Annotated in this window: 17 protein-coding genes; 9 read left to right on the forward strand and 8 right to left on the reverse strand. The window is 48.7% G+C overall.

The features are described from left to right. Positions 1 to 24: 24 nt before the first annotated feature. Positions 25 to 2,064 carry an excinuclease ABC subunit UvrB gene (gene uvrB, locus RDP42_RS01455; RefSeq protein WP_308762224.1) on the reverse strand — a complete coding sequence of 680 codons (2,040 nt, stop codon included), beginning with the start codon at positions 2,062 to 2,064 and terminating at the stop codon, positions 25 to 27. Positions 2,065 to 2,215: 151 nt separating this feature from the next. Here uvrB and RDP42_RS01460 point away from each other — a divergent pair, with 151 nt between their 5' ends. From RDP42_RS01460 to RDP42_RS01470, 3 genes are all read left to right on the forward strand, one after another. Beyond that, positions 2,216 to 3,055: an outer membrane protein assembly factor BamD gene (locus RDP42_RS01460; protein WP_308762225.1), complete on the forward strand. Its 840-nt coding sequence runs from the start codon at positions 2,216 to 2,218 to the stop codon at positions 3,053 to 3,055. Positions 3,056 to 3,084: 29 nt separating this feature from the next. Further along, positions 3,085 to 3,420: a DNA-directed RNA polymerase subunit omega gene (locus tag RDP42_RS01465; protein ID WP_022353325.1), complete on the forward strand. Its 336-nt coding sequence runs from the start codon at positions 3,085 to 3,087 to the stop codon at positions 3,418 to 3,420. Positions 3,421 to 3,549: 129 nt separating this feature from the next. Beyond that, positions 3,550 to 4,005 (forward strand): DUF4293 domain-containing protein, encoded by a 456-nt coding sequence (locus tag RDP42_RS01470; RefSeq protein WP_204473947.1) that lies wholly within the window; start codon positions 3,550 to 3,552, stop codon positions 4,003 to 4,005. A gap of 94 nt (positions 4,006 to 4,099) precedes the next feature. On the opposite strand, the gene RDP42_RS01475 is transcribed toward RDP42_RS01470, so the two are convergent. Further along, complete coding sequence (locus tag RDP42_RS01475) at positions 4,100 to 4,906, reverse strand: MBL fold metallo-hydrolase (protein WP_308762226.1); 807 nt, start codon at positions 4,904 to 4,906, stop codon at positions 4,100 to 4,102. Between the two features lie 122 nt (positions 4,907 to 5,028). Continuing rightward, positions 5,029 to 6,432 (reverse strand): glucuronate isomerase, encoded by a 1,404-nt coding sequence (gene uxaC / locus RDP42_RS01480; protein ID WP_308762227.1) that lies wholly within the window; start codon positions 6,430 to 6,432, stop codon positions 5,029 to 5,031. A 298-nt stretch (positions 6,433 to 6,730) separates the two neighbouring features. On the opposite strand from uxaC, the gene RDP42_RS01485 reads away from it, so the two are divergent. Further along, positions 6,731 to 8,170, forward strand: coding sequence for a tagaturonate reductase (locus tag RDP42_RS01485; protein ID WP_308762228.1), 1,440 nt, complete (start codon positions 6,731 to 6,733; stop codon positions 8,168 to 8,170). 136 nt (positions 8,171 to 8,306) lie between these two features. Then, positions 8,307 to 9,095, forward strand: a complete 789-nt coding sequence (locus RDP42_RS01490) for a hypothetical protein (protein WP_308762229.1) — start codon at positions 8,307 to 8,309, stop codon at positions 9,093 to 9,095. On the opposite strand, the gene RDP42_RS01495 is transcribed toward RDP42_RS01490, so the two are convergent. From RDP42_RS01495 to RDP42_RS01505, 3 genes are all read right to left on the reverse strand, one after another. Further along, positions 9,062 to 9,469 carry a 2-amino-4-hydroxy-6-hydroxymethyldihydropteridine diphosphokinase gene (locus tag RDP42_RS01495; protein WP_308762230.1) on the reverse strand — a complete coding sequence of 136 codons (408 nt, stop codon included), beginning with the start codon at positions 9,467 to 9,469 and terminating at the stop codon, positions 9,062 to 9,064. The genes RDP42_RS01490 and RDP42_RS01495 overlap by 34 nt on opposite strands. Continuing rightward, positions 9,456 to 10,289 (reverse strand): prolipoprotein diacylglyceryl transferase, encoded by an 834-nt coding sequence (lgt, locus tag RDP42_RS01500; RefSeq protein WP_308762231.1) that lies wholly within the window; start codon positions 10,287 to 10,289, stop codon positions 9,456 to 9,458. Before lgt ends, RDP42_RS01495 begins: the two co-directional genes overlap by 14 nt. Positions 10,290 to 10,355: 66 nt before the next feature. Then, positions 10,356 to 11,309 (reverse strand): DMT family transporter, encoded by a 954-nt coding sequence (locus RDP42_RS01505; protein WP_308762232.1) that lies wholly within the window; start codon positions 11,307 to 11,309, stop codon positions 10,356 to 10,358. Positions 11,310 to 11,394: 85 nt separating this feature from the next. On the opposite strand from RDP42_RS01505, the gene RDP42_RS01510 reads away from it, so the two are divergent. Next, positions 11,395 to 12,258, forward strand: coding sequence for an AraC family transcriptional regulator (locus RDP42_RS01510; RefSeq protein WP_308762233.1), 864 nt, complete (start codon positions 11,395 to 11,397; stop codon positions 12,256 to 12,258). On the opposite strand, the gene RDP42_RS01515 is transcribed toward RDP42_RS01510, so the two are convergent. Next, positions 12,249 to 13,613 (reverse strand): BACON domain-containing protein, encoded by a 1,365-nt coding sequence (locus tag RDP42_RS01515; protein WP_308762234.1) that lies wholly within the window; start codon positions 13,611 to 13,613, stop codon positions 12,249 to 12,251. The genes RDP42_RS01510 and RDP42_RS01515 overlap by 10 nt on opposite strands. 264 nt (positions 13,614 to 13,877) lie before the next feature. Beyond that, positions 13,878 to 15,530 carry an AMP-binding protein gene (locus tag RDP42_RS01520; protein ID WP_308762246.1) on the reverse strand — a complete coding sequence of 551 codons (1,653 nt, stop codon included), beginning with the start codon at positions 15,528 to 15,530 and terminating at the stop codon, positions 13,878 to 13,880. Between the two features lie 317 nt (positions 15,531 to 15,847). Here RDP42_RS01520 and RDP42_RS01525 point away from each other — a divergent pair, with 317 nt between their 5' ends. The 3 genes from RDP42_RS01525 (at position 15,848) to ruvC (ending at position 18,091) form a co-directional block, all read left to right on the forward strand. Next, complete coding sequence (locus RDP42_RS01525; protein ID WP_308762235.1) at positions 15,848 to 17,152, forward strand: Na+/H+ antiporter NhaC family protein; 1,305 nt, start codon at positions 15,848 to 15,850, stop codon at positions 17,150 to 17,152. 67 nt (positions 17,153 to 17,219) lie between these two features. Then, positions 17,220 to 17,525 carry a DUF4286 family protein gene (locus tag RDP42_RS01530; RefSeq protein WP_308762236.1) on the forward strand — a complete coding sequence of 102 codons (306 nt, stop codon included), beginning with the start codon at positions 17,220 to 17,222 and terminating at the stop codon, positions 17,523 to 17,525. Then, positions 17,522 to 18,091 (forward strand): crossover junction endodeoxyribonuclease RuvC, encoded by a 570-nt coding sequence (gene ruvC / locus RDP42_RS01535; protein WP_022353639.1) that lies wholly within the window; start codon positions 17,522 to 17,524, stop codon positions 18,089 to 18,091. Before RDP42_RS01530 ends, ruvC begins: the two co-directional genes overlap by 4 nt. Positions 18,092 to 18,102: the final 11 nt, after the last annotated feature.

Below are 18,102 nucleotides of genomic sequence, written 5' to 3' on the forward strand. Positions count from 1 at the left end.
AATGTGACAGAAATGAATGGGATGTCAGGATTTTTCTTTCAATAAGTCCTCCATCTTCAGCAGCTCGTCGCGATATTGTGCCGCTTCGATGAAGTCCAGCTTCTTGGCTGCTTCCTGCATGAGCTTGCGGGTCCGGTCGATACTCTTCTGTAACTGGTCTTTCGTCATATATTGTACCACGGGGTCGGCGGCGGCATGCAATTGAGCTTCTGTTTCGGTGTAGGCCTTGGGTTCTTTCGGCTTGTTGCTGTCTGCCGACGATTGTTTCTCGATGTCGAGCAGGGCGTTGTTGCGCGAGCGGGTAATCTGTTTCGGTGTGATGCCGTGTGCCTCGTTGTAGGCCAGCTGTTTTTCTCGTCGGCGGTTGGTCTCGTCAATGGTCTGCCGCATGCTGTCCGTAATACGGTCGGCATACATGATGACTTTTCCATTGACGTTTCGGGCCGCACGTCCGGCTGTCTGGGTAAGCGAACGATGCGAACGGAGGAAACCTTCCTTGTCGGCATCCAGAATGGCCACCAGGGAAACTTCCGGCAAGTCCAGTCCTTCACGCAGCAGGTTCACACCGACCAGTACGTCATAGATGCCCTGTCGCAGGTCGTCCATGATTTTGATACGTTCCAGTGTATCCACGTCGCTGTGGATATAGGCGCATTGGATGCCGTTGTTGAGCAGGTATTCCGTCAGTTCTTCTGCCATGCGCTTGGTCAGGGTGGTGACCAGCACACGTTCTTTGCTTTCGATACGCTGCTGTATTTCTTCCATCAGGTCGTCTATCTGGTTCAGACTGGGACGTACTTCAATTACCGGATCCAACAGGCCTGTGGGGCGGATCACCTGTTCCACCACGATACCCTCGCTCTGTTGCAGTTCATATTCGGCTGGAGTGGCACTCACATAAATCACCTGCTTGGCCATTTGCTGGAACTCCTCGAATGTAAGCGGGCGGTTGTCCATGGACGCCGGCAGACGGAAGCCATATTCCACCAGGTTGGTCTTGCGGGCTCGGTCGCCGCCATACATGGCTCGGATTTGCGGCACGCTGACGTGACTTTCGTCGATGACAATCAGAAAATCCTCTGGGAAGAAGTCGAGCAGGCAGTAGGGACGGGTACCCGGGGCACGTCCGTCGAAATAGCGAGAGTAGTTCTCAATGCCCGAGCAATGTCCCAGTTCGCGCAGCATCTCCATGTCGTATGTCACACGCTCGTACAAGCGTTTGGCTTCATAGGGCTTCCCGATTTCCTCAAAATAGGCCACCTGTTTGGTCAGGTCGTCCTCAATCTGATGGATGGCCCGGAGCGTACTCTCCTTGGTTGTCATGAAGAGGTTGGCCGGATAAATCTTATATTCGTCGAATGTGCCGAGTCGGTGTCCCGAAATCGGGTCTACTTCTTCGATTCCGTCTATTTCATCATCCCAGAACATTACCCGGAGCACACTGTCGGTATAGGCCAGGGAGATGTCCACCGTATCCCCTTTTACCCGGAAGTTGCCACGGTTCAGTTCGATGTCGTTGCGCACGTACAAGCTGTCCACCAGTCGACGAAGGAACACGTTGCGGTCCAGCAGTTTCCCTTTCTTGATTTCAATCACGTTGTTGTAGAAATCCGCCGGGTTTCCCATACCGTAGATGCACGACACGGACGATACGACGATGACGTCTTTCCGGCCGGAGAGCAGGGCAGAAGTGGCCGCCAGTCGCAGTTTGTCAATTTCCTCGTTGATGGCCAGGTCCTTTTCTATATAAGTGTCGGTCGAAGGGATGTATGCCTCCGGCTGGTAATAATCGTAGTAAGACACGTAGTATTCTACGGCGTTGTGTGGGAAGAAATTCTTGAACTCCCCGTAGAGCTGTGCGGCCAACGTCTTGTTGTGACTCAGAATCAAGGTCGGCTTGTTGACATTCTTGATGACATTGGCAATGGTAAAGGTCTTTCCAGACCCGGTGACTCCCAGCAACGTCTGTGCAGGTACGTGTTGCTTGACACCTTCGGTCAGCTGGGCGATGGCTTCCGGCTGGTCGCCGGTGGGCTGGTAGTCGGATATCAGTTCGAAATTCATGAAATCAGGAAATTGTTAATTGAAAACGGATGTAAAATTACATATTATTTTACACAACACTTTGCCCGTCTTGAAAAATTACATTAAAATATGCCCTATAGTTGCATTATTCGCTGGAAAAGAGTAATTTTGCGCAACTATCTTGATAAATATGAAGAAATACATAGTAATGGCCCTCCTTTCTGCGGGATTTTTGTCGTCCTGCGGAGAGTATAATAAGGTGCTGAAAAGCACAGATTACGAATACAAATACGAGGCGGCAAAAGCTTATTTTGCCAAAGGACAGAGTTCACGTGCGGCTACCATTCTCGAGGAACTGATTCCTATCCTGAAAGGTACGACTAACGGAGAAGAGTCTTTGTATATGCTAGGTATGACCTATTATAATCAGGGTGACTATGTAACGGCTTCACATTATTTTAATACTTACTACACGACTTATCCACGAGGTACTTATACGGAACTGGCGCGTTTCTACAGTGGAAAGGCACTCTATCTTGATACTCCGGAACCTCGTCTGGACCAGAGTAGTACCTATAAGGCCATTCAGGAACTGCAGATGTTCATGGAGTATTTCCCGACAAGCGACCGGAAGGAACTGGCTCAGAACATGATTTTCGAGTTGCAGGATAAGCTGGTAGAAAAGGAATATCTTTCTGCAAAGTTGTATTACGACTTGGGCTCCTATTCCGGAAATGCGGTGTACAGCAGTACGGGTAACAATTATCTGGCTGCCATCGTGACGGCACAGAACGTACTGAAGGAATATCCTTATACAAAAATGCGGGAAGACCTTTCCATTCTGATTCTTCGTGCAAAGTATCATATGGCCAAGGAAAGTGTGCTTGAAAAACGGGACGACCGTATGCGTGAGACCGTGGACGAATACTATGCGTTCAAGAATGAGTTTCCGGAAAGCAAGTATATGAAGGAAGTGGAAGGCATTTTTGCCGATGTCAGCAAGTATGTCTCTACGGATGAAGAGGAATAATAAACGTTTATAATTATAAATAAGGAATTATGGATTACAAAAAGACAAACGCTCCTACAACTACCGTTACTCGTAATTTGATGGAACTCTGTGAGGACACAGGCAATATCTATGAAACAGTAGCTATCATCGGCAAACGTGCCAACCAAATTGCTGCAGAGATGAAGAATGACCTCTCCAAGAAATTACAGGAGTTTGCTTCTTATAACGATAATCTGGAAGAGGTGTTTGAAAACAGAGAGCAGATTGAAATCTCTCGCTATTACGAAAAACTCCCGAAACCGACATTGATTGCCACTCAGGAGTACATCGAAGGAAAAGTTTACTATCGTAACCCTGCAAAGGAAAAAGAAAAATTGCAGTAATCCTTATCGGAAAGAATTGAATGAATGCGTATAAGCGCATTTGGGCTTGTCATTCTGAGTGCATCCGGCAGAAACCGTCGCCCTCAGAATGACATTTATTTTTGAAACCTTTTTTTGGACAATTAAATTATGATACAGAGAATACAAACTGTTTATTTGCTGGTGGTGGCCATCCTGATGGTGGTGATGATGTCTGCCTCTGTAGGAAGTTTTTATACAGACAAGAGTATTTGTGAGATGACCAATCTTTACTATATGCTTCCAGATGGGAATGTGAACTATACGCCGTGGGCTTTGTTTGCGGTGTTGGTGGTAGTGGCTGTAGTGGCATTGGGTACTATCTTTCTCTATCGGAAACGGATGCTGCAGATTCGTCTTACGATTTTCAATACGATTGTATTGATTGGTTATTATCTGGTACTGACTTATTTTGTGGTGAATCCGGAAAAGGCTTTCGATGACTATAGCTTTATGCCTTCTTGGTCTGTCTGTCTTCCGTTGGTGAGCATCATTTTGAACTGGCTGGCCATCCGCGCCATTGGTAAGGACGAAATGCTGGTAAAGGCTTACGAAAGATTGCGCTGATACAGGCGTTGCAATATATTTAAAACGAGATGCGCCCTTCTTCCTGCTTCGGGAAAAAGGGCGCATCTCGTTTTTTTTGTTTTCTTTGAGGCCATTATTCAAAGACATACATTTCGGAAGGACTGGTGCGTCTTAATGGGATGACCTCCACATCCTTGCCGACAAGGATGTTTTCTTGGCGCAAAGCCAGTTCCACGGTCTTGAAGGCCAGCTCCGGATGGTTGTTGTCTTTGCTCAAGTGGCAGAGCCACAGGTATTTCAGGCCTTTAGGAAAATTCTTGCTCAGGTAATCAGCCATTTCATGGTTGCTCATGTGTCCGTTGGGGCCGGCGATGCGTTCCTTCAGGTGCTGTGGATAAGGTCCCATTTTCAGCATGGTGTCATCGTAGTTGGCTTCCATAATCAGGTAATTACTCTGCTGGATATAACGGGCCGCCGTCGGGGTGATGTGTCCGATATCCGTCAGGAAAGAGAAGGTCTTGTCGCCTGCCGTGATGCAATAGCCTACGTTGTCGGTGCCGTCGTGCGGTACCTCAAAGCAGGTAATCTGAAAGTCGCCTAAGGTGAAGGTTTCCTCTTTCTGGATGAAATGCGTATGTTCCGGGCTCAGGCGTTCGGTCATGCAATAGCTATGACGCATGCCTTCATGTATCTCGTGAGTGGTATAGATGGAAAGGCCGTGCCGTTCGCCCAGATGACCGACTGCCTTAATGTGGTCGGCATGGTCGTGGGTGACGAGTACGCCTTGTATGCCTTCCAGGTTGAGCATACGGTCTTTGAACACTTTCTTGATGGTACGGATACCGATGCCGGCATCAATCAATATAGCGGTGTGGTCGGTAGCCAGGTAGTAGCAGTTGCCGCTGCTTCCGCTGGCCAGACTCATGAATCTTACTTTCATCTTCTTTTCTTTTTTGCTAAAGGAACGCAAAGTTACGAAAAAAACGGTAGAAATCAAACAGGGCCGTTCTGAAAGGAACGGCCCTGAAATGGATTATAATATGTTTTTTAGCTTGCGATTGGTCAGAACAGGAAGAAGTTCTTGGCGTTGTAGTAGCTGATGTCTTCCACCATCTGCTGTACGCGTGGCATTTCACTGACAGGGATTTCTCCGTTCTCTACGTCTTTGCCCAGCAGGTTGCAGAGCGTACGGCGGAAATATTCATGACGCGGATAGGAGAGGAATGAACGGGAGTCGGTGAGCATACCTACAAAGCGGCTCAACAGACCTAACAGGGAGAGTGCGTTCATCTGTTTCTCCATGCCGTCTTTCTGGTCGAGGAACCACCAGCCTGAACCGAACTGGATTTTGCCTGGGATGGTACCGTCCTGGAAGTTACCCAGCATGGTGGCAATCACCTCGTTGGCACAAGGATTCAGGTTGTAGAGGATGGTCTTGGTAAGCTTGCCTTCCGTATTCAGGCGGTCAAGGAATTTCGACATGGATTTGGCGGTATTGAATTCACCGATAGAATCAAAGCCAGTATCCGGTCCAATCAGTTTGAACATCTTCGTGTTGTTGTTGCGGATGGCTCCGTAGTGGTATTGTTGTGTCCAGCCGGTTTCATAATCCATTTCGCCAAATACGACCAGCATGGCTGATTTGTATTTCAGAATTTCTTCGTGGGTCAACGGGGTTCCACCATATACTTTGTTAAAGATGGCACGGATTTCCGCATCGGTATAGTCTTCTGCATAGAACTCTTCCAATCCGTGGTCGGACAGCTTGCAACCTTGTGCCGCAAAGAATTCATGACGTTTGCGCAGGGCCTCTATCATGTCGTCGAAACTGGAGATGCTGACACCGCTTACTTCACTCAGTTTTTCTACATAAGCACGGAAGTCAGCTGGTACTTCCACGGCCATGGCTTTGTCCGGACGCCATGTCGGCAGCATCTTGATTTCAAAACCGCTTTCACGGGTAGCAATATGGTATTCCAGTGAATCAACTGGGTCATCGGTCGTGCAAACCGTTTCTACGTGGTAACGGCGCATCAGGTTGCGGGCGGAGTATTCCGGGGTAGCCAGTTTGGCATTGCATTCGTCAAAGATTTCGCGGGCGGTAGACGGATTCAGAATCTTTTCGATGCCGAAAGCAGTCTTCAATTCCAAGTGTGTCCAGTGGTACAATGGGTTGCGGAGCGTGTAGGGAACGGTCTCGGCCCATTTCTCAAATTTTTCCCAGTCGGATGCATCACCGGTACAATAACGTTCAGCTACTCCATTGCTTCGCATGGCACGCCATTTATAGTGGTCACCTCCCAGCCAGATTTCGGTGATAGATTTGAATTGGTAGTCGTCGGCCACCATTTTCGGACTCAGGTGGCAGTGGTAGTCGATAATCGGCATTTTGGCCGCATGGTTGTGATATAGTTCCTGTGCGGTTTCAGTTTGCAGCAGGAAGTTTTCATCCATAAATTTCTTCATGACGAATGTGTTTTTAATGTTTGTTGGGTTGTCTTTAAACGGCAGGTTACGATTTATTTATGTTGGGCAACATAAAATATCGATTGTCTTTCCGTTATCGAACACGAAAGTAGAAATTTTCTTTGGAATAACAAAATATTTATTACCTTTGCAACACTCATTTATGAAAATTAATGTGGTGGAAGATTTTTTAATCAGTTGAAAAATAGATATTTATGGATTCTCTCTTGTGATCTGTATATCAGTTTCTTTCATGGATGAGCTCAAAAGAAACAATTTTGTGAATTAAAGATATAGTATGAAAGCATTGAACAAAGAGACTGCCCATAAGGCGGTCCGTCCGGAAAGAATTATCCAGTTTGGAGAGGGAAACTTCCTCCGTGCATTCGTGGACTGGATTATTTACAACATGAACGAAAAAGCCGACTTCAACAGTAGCGTGGTGGTGGTACAGCCTATTGAAAAGGGAATGATTGACAAGCTGAATTCCCAGGATTGCCTGTATCATGTCAATCTGCAAGGACTGGAAAAAGGGGAGGCTGTGAACAGCCTGACGATGATTGACGTCATCAGCCGTGCCCTGAATCCTTATCACCAGTTCCAGGATTTTCTGAAACTGGCAGAACAACCCGAGATGCGTTTCGTGATTTCCAATACAACGGAAGCGGGCATTGCTTTCGACCCTTCCTGCAAGCTGGACGATGCGCCGGCCTCTTCTTATCCCGGAAAGCTGACACAGCTTTTGTATCATCGCTATCAGACTTTCCAAGGCGATATGTCGAAAGGGCTGATTATTTTCCCGTGTGAATTGATTTTCTTGAACGGGCACAAGCTGAAGGAAACCATCTACCAGTACATCGAACTCTGGAACCTGGGAGACGGCTTCAAAAACTGGTTTGAAAAAGCTTGCGGCGTATATGCTACCTTGGTCGATCGTATCGTACCGGGATTTCCACGCAAGGACATCGATGCCATTAAGGAAAAGTTGCAGTATGACGATAACATGGTGGTACAGGCCGAAATCTTCCACTTGTGGGTCATCGAGGCGCCGAAGGAAGTCGCTGCCGAATTCCCTGCCGACAAGGCCGGACTGAATGTGCTGTTTGTGCCGTCGGAAGCCCCGTATCACGAACGGAAGGTGACCTTGTTGAACGGTCCGCATACCGTACTTTCTCCGGTGGCATACCTTTCCGGCATCAACATCGTGCGCGATGCCTGCCAGCATCCGGTGGTCGGCAAATTCATCCATAAGGTGATGTTTGACGAACTGATGGAAACCTTGAACCTGTCGAAAGAGGAACTTGAGAAATTTGCATATGACGTGCTGGAACGCTTCAACAACCCATTTGTAGACCATCAGGTGACTTCCATCATGCTGAATTCCTTCCCGAAATACCAGACCCGCGACCTGCCTGGCTTGAAGACCTATCTGCAGCGCAAGGGAAAACTACCTGAAGGATTAGTTTTGGGACTTGCTGCCATCATTACTTACTATAAAGGGGGGGTACGTGCTGATGGAGCTGAAATCGTGCCTAACGACGCACCGGAAATCATGGATTTGCTGAAGCAGCTGTGGGCTACAGGTGACACAGCCAAGATTGCGGAAGGCGTGCTGGGAGCAACCTCTATTTGGGGCGAAGACCTGAATCAGATTCCGGGACTGAAGGATGCTGTGAAGAAAGATTTGGACAGCATTCAGGAAAAAGGCATGCTGGAAACCGTAAAGACCATTCTTTGATGATTAATTGTTAGAATTCCATAGTATCTTGACGGGAGGAAAGGCTGACAAGGGGCCGTTTCCTCCCGTTTTGTTTGTATAAACTTGCATTTTTGATTCTTTTTTTATATCTTGCCTTTCAAAGAAGGAGGCAGGTATGGAGATCACCGCACAAATACAAAAGGAACTGGAGCTTTTTAACCGTGGACGCACGCGTGACAATGGAGCCTATCTTATCAGTATGGCGACTGAGTATCGCCCGTATTATGCGCTGTGGCGCGAATTTCTTTCTCCTCATTCGTATCTCTTTGTCCGTACGCTGGGGGCAACGCTGGATGTGGCTTCGGCCCGTGCATTCTCGATGTTGCAGAACTGTAATGTGAAGCTGGAAACGGCTGACAATGGACGGTTCGAACCGTATTACGGTCTTCTGGATGATCTGATGCCTTTTGGCAAGTACAAAGGAAAACATCTGGCAGAAATTTATTATATTGATCCTTCGTATATACTTTGGCTGGCCAACAAGTTTGAGCCGCATAATCCACGGTATGAACGTACGGTGGAGTTGGCCAAACGTTTTGCCATGGTACACTTTGAACTGACCGTGCGCAAGCCGCGCATTGCTTCCGTCAGCCAGTTTGTGCGGGAGGTGGGCGATACGTTGAAAGATTTGCAGGTGACGGTGCTCCACGTACGGTTGCAGGTTGATACCTACAAACCTGATTTTTTTGTCGACCAAAACGTGCTGGCGGCTGACCGCGACGGCAATCGCTTTACGTTTCTTGTCAAGGCCCGTGCCCGTAGCCTGAGCCCCAATGTGCTGAGTTGCCGCAGCCGGGCGATTGAGCCTCAACAGTTCTTGCATCTGTTGTCGGCCAAGGTGATGTCGCACTATGAATCACACGGGGTACGCTATACCCGGCTGGGGTATGTGAAACTGGCGTGAAGGAAAGCCCGGCGTACATATTCTTTTTTCAAATCCAAGGGTTTGAGCACCTGCTGGTCGTAGGTCAGCAAATCAATGTCGAGGGGGATGCGTCCTTCCTCCTTGCTTTGGGGCGTCCGGCCGTTGGTCTGTTCGATTTTTTTCAGTAAGCTCCGCACTTCCGTCATAGCCAGTGAGGTGTGGATACGGGCCGCCCGGTTCAAAAACGGTTGCGGGTTGCTCATCCTTTCCGGCTGTGTTTCCACGATTTCTCCCCATTCGATTCCCGGGAAAAGCCGTTGCAGCGACTCTTCCGCATTCTTCAGGTGAAGCCGGGCGTCCAGGTTGGAGCCCATGCAGAGCAGGCAGGTATGAGATACATCAGTTTCGGGCATGACGGGTAGGTGTTTTACGGAATACAAAATACAATCCTACGGCAATGAAGGGGAGGCTCAGAATCTGTCCCATGTCTATCGGAAGAGGATTTTCAAAGTCTACTTGTCTTTCCTTCAGGAATTCCACGAAGAAACGGAAGGTAAAAATCAGGGTGATGCATAGACCGAAATAAAATCCTTTCTGCACACGGTCTTTCTGTGTCCGGTAGACGGCCAGCATAATCAGGAAGAAGACGAAATACGCCAGTGCCTCGTAGAGCTGGGCCGGATGGCGGGGCTGCATGTCCACCCGTTCGAAGACGAAGGCCCAAGGCACATTCGTGGGCATGCCGATGATTTCAGAGTTCATCAGATTGGCCAAACGGATGAATCCGGCCCCCAAAGGAGCCGCGATGCCCATCATGTCGAGAATATCAAGGAAATGAATTTTCGTTTTCCGGCAGAAAAGGACCAAAGCTAAAATCAGGCCCAGCGTACCACCGTGGCTGGCCAGTCCGGCATATCCGGTGAACACCCATCCTCCTTGCGGCAGGAAGTGAACCGGAAGAATGATTTCCAGCGGATGGCTCAGGAAATATTGCGGGTCATAAAAGAGACAGTGCCCCAGTCGTGCTCCGGCAAAGATTCCGATGAAACTGTAAGTGAACAGGGTTTGAAACGTATCCAGTGGAAGCCCTTTCTGTTTGTACAAATGGTAGACCACTTGCGTGCCGCTCAGGATGGCGATAACCCAGCACACGCTGTACCATCGGAGCGTAAATCCTCCAAGGTGAAACAAGGCCGGGTCCGGGTTCCAGTGTATATAAAGTAATTCCCTCATCTTTCCTTTTTTTGAATCGGAGCAAAGGTAAGGAAAAATGAGGGAATATGCGAATGAAAAAGACGTTTACGAATTTTCTTCTACAGATTGCACTTGCTGGTAGGCTTCCATTTCTTTCCGGCTGCGGCTGGAAGTAACCAGATAGACTCCACCGAAAATGAGTATTACGGCGATGATTTTCGTCAGGTTGAAGGAATCCATGCCCCAGCATACGGCCACGATGCAAGCTACCAGCGGCTGGATGTAGTTGTACATACCGGCTACCGTTGGGCGGAGGTTCTTTTGTCCCACCACAATCAGCATGTAACTGATGAAGGTAGCCCCTACCACGATGAAGATAAGGCTGCCGATTTCAGTGGCCTGCAGTCCGGCCCAGTCGGCATTCATCAAATCGCGGGCTGAGAAGGGGAGTGTGCAGATGAAGGAATAGGTGAACATCCATTTCATGATGGTGATAAGCGAATACTTGTTCACGAAGTCCTTGAAGCGCACGATGTAGAAGGCATAGCAGAACTGGGCGAACAGTACCAGCAAATCTCCCCAAATGGCCGTATGGCTGGCAGAAGAAGCGGCCGGCTGGTTCTGACTGCTTCCTAAGATAAGCAGCAAGGCACCTCCCGCACCGCAGGCAATACCCAGCACCTTCTTTCCGGTAATCGGTTCTTTCAGGATGAAGGCGGCCAGCACCATGGCCCAAAGCGGCATACTTGTAGTAATGATGGACGCATCGCCCGGCGAACTCAGGCTCACACCGAAGATAAACGAACCCTGATTGAACACAATGGCAAACAGGGAGGCGAAAAACAGCGTAATCAAGTCCTTGTGGTTGACGTGTTCCGGTTTTTGAAACAAGGAGGCAATCCAGAACAATACCATGGCTCCCCCGATACGCAAGTCCGTAACGACCAGCGGTGTGACGGCTCCTCCGGCCATCAGCAGTTTGGACATAGGCGACATCAGTCCCCACATTGTGTTGGCTCCCAGCATGGAAGCATGTCCTTTCCAGCTAAATTTTTCCATATAGTCAGTGTATGATTTATTTTCAGAAAACGTTGCAAAGTTAGGAAGGAGTGAGGGATTAATATTGTATTTTTGTGCTATAATCATGAAGAATACGACTATGTGGAAGGAAAATCTATATCAACAGGTGGAGATTTTATTGAAAGAGCACGATGAGTTTCCAATCGGGGAACACCAGCATTCGTTTTTTGAGATGGCCTATATATTGGAGGGAAGCGGCACTTTCTATGCCTATACAGTGGGCAGCGAGCGGGAATGCCATACCTACGAGGCGGGCGATCTCTTCCTGATTCCGCCCAGTCGGATACACGTGTACACCATTCGCACACACAGCCGTTACGTGTTTATCCGTTTTACGGAGAATTATGTGTTTGATAGTATCGGACACTATATAGGGCGCGCACTCGAGGTGCAGTCGGGATTCCGGATGCAGCCGGCTGTGACTGACCGTGAAGCCATTCGTCGGCTCATGGAGTTGTTGGTGGAAGAAGTTTCCGGCAAGCGCGCCTTGTCCGAAATGTTGTTGTCGAACTATGTGAACAGCCTCATCCTGCTGACTGCCAGGGGACTGGATGCTACGGAAACGGGAGTGGGCCCGGAAGGTGACAAGGCCCGGAACTTGCTGCTTTACATCGAGCAGCACATCGACCAACCCGATGAACTTCGGTTAGAAGCGCTAGCCGCCCGGTTTCAGTTGTCGCCCACCTATATCGGGCGTTTCTTCAAGCGGAATTTCGGTGAGGATTTCCGGCTTTATGTCTCCAAAAACCGTCTGAAGCGGGTGGAGGAGTTGCTCACAGGGACCCGCATGAGCGTGAAGGAGATAGCCAGCCGGATGGGATACATTGACTCCTGCTATTTAAACAAGCTTTTCCGGCAGCACCACGGGATGACTCCCATGGACTACCGGAAAGCACATACATCCGAAACCGGCGGACATCAGTTGTAAGTAATCTCGAAAGTAATCGTGTCGTAGGCCTCCTTAGCGGTTTCCTTCACATTCTTTTCTTCGTATTGATACCCCCTGTCCGGATCTTTGGGGTTAATCAGTTCCGTACCAACCACCACATCATATTCCCGTGTCACGACTTCGAAATATTGTTTGATAAGAATCGACTGCAGGTTCTGCTCGTTGTCGAACGTATAATTTAGGTCGTAGGGTTTATGATTTTCCCGTATATATTTGGATGATTCATGTTCCGTGACCCCCGGAGTCAGATAGGCTTTTTGTGTGCTGCTCGCCTGATTCATGGCTTGACCCGAGAAATGTTCAGGCAAGTAGTCTCCTGTTTTGCCCATGCGTCCGAGGTGGAACAAGAAATCAAAATCGTCGTCCGTCAGCAGATAGCCCATGATGTCGATGGGACCGCGGTTGGGATACTGATGGACAAAATCAGTAGTGGCATCAAAGGTGTAAGAATAATTATCTTCCGTATATTTTCCGTTGTAATATTCGAAAGAAGCCAGTTTACCGTCTGCATACGTGAACGTGTATTCCGAGCCTTCCTCTCCGGCGTCGGCATCCTTCATCTGGGCCAGGCGTCCGTCGTCAGTATATGTGAAATTGATATAAGGAGTATAGTTCCCTGTTTCTTTCTCATCATGAAGTACACTTTTGGCATTGCCGGCCTCATTCAGTTGGATAATGTAATGGGTTTCATACGAATATGAACTGTAGGTTTCTTTTTCGTCCAGCGTGATTTCATTTTCGGACGTGTAGGTAAAGGTCCGGTTTACTTGTTGGCCTTCCTTTTGTATGGAAGTACCTATCATCCGGTTCTGGTCATCGTAGCTGAATTGCCAGGTCGTCACTTCCGGGGTGGCTGTGATTCCTAACTGTGTATATCGCTGCCAGTCTTCGGTACAACGTATTTCCTTTACCAACTTGGTGGTTGTTACCCCTTCGGAGCTGTCGCTTCCGGCTTGTTCCACGGTAATGGTGAGCGACTGTCCTCCACATTCAATGGTAATCACAGCTTTCCGGCTTGTGCTGCTTGTGTTGGGAGAGATGGTCAGCGTGAGGCTCTGTTCTCCGGCAGGACCGCTGTACGCACTGAGCGTAAGCCAGTCCACCTCACTGCCACCGCTCCGTTGGTCAGTAGCTGCCTTAATCCATGCCGTCCAGGCCGAAGTGGCGGTAAATTTGATTTGCTCCTGCGTGTCGGTCGATGTCTTTGAGTCGAGTACCAAGGTGGGGGAAGTACCTTCTGCCAGTTGGATGGTCTTTCCGTTGTCTTCGTTTTCACTGCTGCATGCTCCGCACAATAATGCGGCAGATAACATAAGGGGAATCCAAGTTTTCATAAGAGAGAAGTTTTTAAGATTTATAAAGCAAAGGTAGGCAATCGGGATATACTATTTCTCACTGAAAACCGTGATTTCCACTGTCTTCTGAAAGTTTTTCAAAGCGTAAAAAAGGCCTAAAAAAAACGCAAGTGCGTTTGGAACAAAACGCCTTTACGTTTTACTCAAAACACAAGTGCATTTTACTTGAAACGCACTTGCGTTTTATCTGAAACGTCCTTGCGTTCTTGGACCATTCGCAAGGACCTCTTTTTCAGGATGTTTTTACTGGTAGAGGAAGCGTTTGATACTCTTCTTGGCCGTCTTTTCGAATTCTTCCGGATATAGTTTCACATGCGTAATCTGTGCGTAGGCTGGCAGCATCTTGTTCAGTTCATTCCGATTCTGGTCAAGGGCTTCTTCCAGTTGCTTTTTGCTCATTCCTTGAGAAAGTGCCTCGTCCATGTCCGGATAAATCAGGGCCACCAGCTTGTTTTCTTTCAGGATGACCAAAGACTCGTTCACATACGGCATGTTGTTGAGGCGTGCTTCGATTTCCTCCGGATAGATGTTCTGTCCCGAAGCCGTGAGCAGCATGTTCTTGCAGCGTCCCTTGATGAAGATGTTTCCCTTGGCATCCTTGATAGCCATATCGCCCGTGTGCAGCCAGCCGTCCTTGTCGATGGTTTGTGCGGTGGCCGCTTCATTTTTGTAGTAGCCCAGCATCACGTTCATGCCGCGGCACACCAGTTCCCCGGGCACACGTTCCGGATCGTCGGAGAGTACTTTCGTCTCCATGAAAGAAACTGTCTTGCCACACGAGGTGTACAGAATCTCATCCCAGCGGCTGTGGCAAATGAGCGGAGCACATTCCGTCATGCCATAAGCAATGGTGTAGGGGAAATTGATTTTCCGCAGGAAAGCTTCCACTTCGGCGTTGAACGGAGCCCCTCCGATGACGATTTCGATGAAATTTCCGCCGAACACCTCCATGGCCTCCTGACGGATTTGTTCCTTGATTTTATCACTGATGATAGGCAGGTTCAGCAAGAGCTTGCCCAGTCGGTTGTCCACTTTCGGCAGAATATTTTTCTTGAAAATCTTCTCCACGATGAGCGGTACGCAGGCAATGACCCGCGGACGGATGACGGCAAACGATTCGGCGATGATTTTCGGGCTCGGCATACGGGTAAGAAACCATAAGTGTGCGCCCACGGTGATGCCGTAAAGAAAATCGAACACCAGTCCGAAGATGTGTCCCAACGGAAGCATGGATACGATGCTGTCGCCTGCTTTCAGTCCCACCTTGTGATGGATATGTACAATATTGGAAAGGATGCTCCGGTAGGGCAGCATTACTCCTTTGGAATAGCCTGTGGTGCCAGACGTATAATTGATGACAGCCAGTTCTTCCGGTTGTTCCCGACGGTAAGATACCTGTTCAGCGCGGAAGCGGCAGGGATATTTCTTTCCGAATTCCTCGTTCAGATGCTCGCGGGCATACGTGAGTTGTTCCGAACGTGACACTACTAGGTCAAAATTCTTCAGTTCGATGATTCCCTCCAGGTTCGGCATGGCCGCTTCATTGAATTCCTCCCACACCTGGTCGCCCACAAAGAGCATACGGGCTTCTGAATGGTTGACGATGTGGTGCACGTTGTCGGCCTTGAATTCATGGAGAATAGGTACGGCCACCGCCCCGTAGGTGACGATTCCCAAGAATGTGGCTGTCCAGTTGGCACTGTTGCGCCCGCACAGCGCGATTTTATCCCCTTTCTGAATGCCTGCCCGTTCGAGCAGGATATGCATTTTCTCTATCTTTCTGGCTACGTCCTTGTATTGTAGTGTAGCTCCTTTGTAGTCTGTCAGTGCATCACGGTCCCAGTTGGCGCGGATGCTCTCTTCCACAAGCTGTATGAAACTGTCTTGTATTTCCATTTCAAATTGCACAATGTTTGACACAATGTGCGCAAAAGTAATAAAAGTTGTCTGATTTCCTTTCATTCTCCGGCATTTTTTTAAAGGAATGGAGCATTGGGATAGGATTTCTTCTGTTTTGGACAGAAAAATTATACATTGTCTTACAATAATTTCAGGTGTATAGGTATGGTTCTTCCCCTTGAATGGTTTAGTATCTGATTTTATTCTTATCTTTGCCGATTGAATCTCAAAAGTAGCAGAAGGAGAGTGCAGAAAGATTGGTTTATGAGACTGGATGCCGTCTCCTATGGATTATTAATATAGCGAAAGAAAGAATGAATTTTCAGAAACTGACTCCCATTGTGAACAAACCCAATGCGTGGGCCCTGAGTCCGCTGGTGGTATTTTTATGCCTGTATCTGGTGACTTCCCTGCTCATCAATGATTTTTATAAAGTTCCGATTACCGTTGCTTTTATGGTGGCGTCCATTTATGCCGTGGCTACCACCAAAGGACTGAGCCTGAACGACCGGTTGCTTCAGTATTCTTCTGGGGCAGCCAACAAGAACATCATGCTGATGATCTGGATTTTCATTCTGGCGGGAGCTTTTGCCCAGTCGGCCCAGGCTATGGGAGCGATTGATGCCACGGTGAACCTGACTTTGCGATTGCTTCCGGGAAACTTATTGCTGGCGGGAATTTTCTTAGCTTCGTGCTTTATCTCTCTTTCTATCGGTACATCGGTAGGAACCATTGTGGCATTGGTGCCGGTGGCGGCAGGTATTGCGGCCAAGACAGATGTCAGTGTGGTATTCATGACGGCCGTGGTGGTAGGCGGTGCCTTTTTTGGTGACAACCTTTCTTTTATTTCCGATACCACGATTGCGGCGACCCGTACCCAAGGTTGCGTGATGTGTGACAAGTTTCGGGTGAACTCGCTGATTGCTTTCCCGGCTGCTTTGCTCGTGTTTATCTACTATATAATCTATGGCAGCCACATCGAGGTGGTGCAGGATATCCCTCACGTGGAATGGGTGAAGGTGATTCCTTACCTGATTGTGCTCGGTACGGCAGTGGCGGGAGTAAATGTCTTACTGGTGTTGCTGTTAGGGCTGGTGTCTACAGGCATTGTGGGCATGGCTTATGGTACGTTCGATGTGTTTGACTGGTTCGGTGCCATGGGAAAAGGGATGACAGGCATGGGCGAACTGATTATCGTGACCTTGATGGCGGGTGGTATGCTGGAACTGATTCGCTTCAATGGGGGAGTGGATTATGTGCTGCATCGTCTGACGGAGCATGTGAAGGGCAAGCGGGGGGCGGAACTGAGCATTGCGGCTTTGGTGAGTCTGGCCAATGTCTGTACAGCCAACAATACGATTGCCATTATTACCGTAGGTCCGCTGGCCAGTGACATTGCCGAGCAGTTCCGGGTCGACAAACGGAAAAGTGCCAGTATCCTGGATACGTTTTCGTGTGTGGTGCAGGGCCTTCTTCCTTACGGAGCGCAGTTGCTGATTGCCGCAGAACTTTCCGGTTTGTCACCCATCAATATTATCGGTTACCTTTATTATCCGATGGCGTTGGGGGTAGTGGCTTTGCTGAGCATTCTGTTCCGTTATCCGCGCAGATATTCCTGAACAGGAGAAAGGGCCAGAGAGGAATTTGGAAAAGATTTAGAATAAACGAATTTAAATACATAACAATATGCTGATTTACAATACAACATTTCATGTAGAAATGGGCGATGCCCGCAATTTTATCATCTGGTTGAATGAATGCTATATTCCGGAGGTAGAGAAGTTGGGCGAACTGAAAAATCCTCGTATCTTGCGCATCCTGAGCCATAAGGAACAGGACAGCGAATGTTTCTCGCTTCAATGGGAAGTGGAAGACAGTGCTACGTTGCATCACTGGCATGTGAAGCAGGGGGCGGCATTGAACGCCGAGATGATGAAGGTGTTCAAGGATAAGGTGATAGGATTTCCTACATTGATGGAGGTGATAAAGTGATTCAGCCGGTTAAGGAAAAGATTATTCTCGGCATCGACCCGGGTACGAATATCATGGGTTACGGGGTGCTGAAGGTGACGGGGGTGAAACCGCAGGTGATGACCCTGGGGGTAATTGACTTGCGCAAATGCGGCGATCCTTACCTGAAACTGAAGCACATCTATGAGCGGGTGCAGGGCATCATTTCCTCGTACCTGCCTGATGAACTGGCCATCGAGGCACCGTTTTTCGGAAAGAACGTACAATCCATGCTGAAACTGGGACGGGCACAAGGGGTGGCCATCGTGGCAGCCCTGATGCGCGACATTCCGGTGACGGAGTATGCGCCGCTGAAAATCAAGATGGCCATTACCGGCAATGGGCAGGCCAGCAAGGAGCAGGTGGCCGACATGCTGAAACGGATGCTGCACATTCCCGATTCGGAGATGGGACCTTTCATGGATGCCACCGATGCCTTGGGAGCGGCCTATTGTCATTATTTGCAGATGGGGCGTCCGGAAATGCCGAAAGCGTATTCCAGTTGGAAGGATTTTATTGCCAAGAATCCGGAACGCATTAAAAAATAGGAGAAAAGAAG

Source organism: uncultured Bacteroides sp., assembly GCF_902472605.1.
Taxonomy (GTDB): Bacteria; Bacteroidota; Bacteroidia; order Bacteroidales; family Bacteroidaceae; genus Phocaeicola.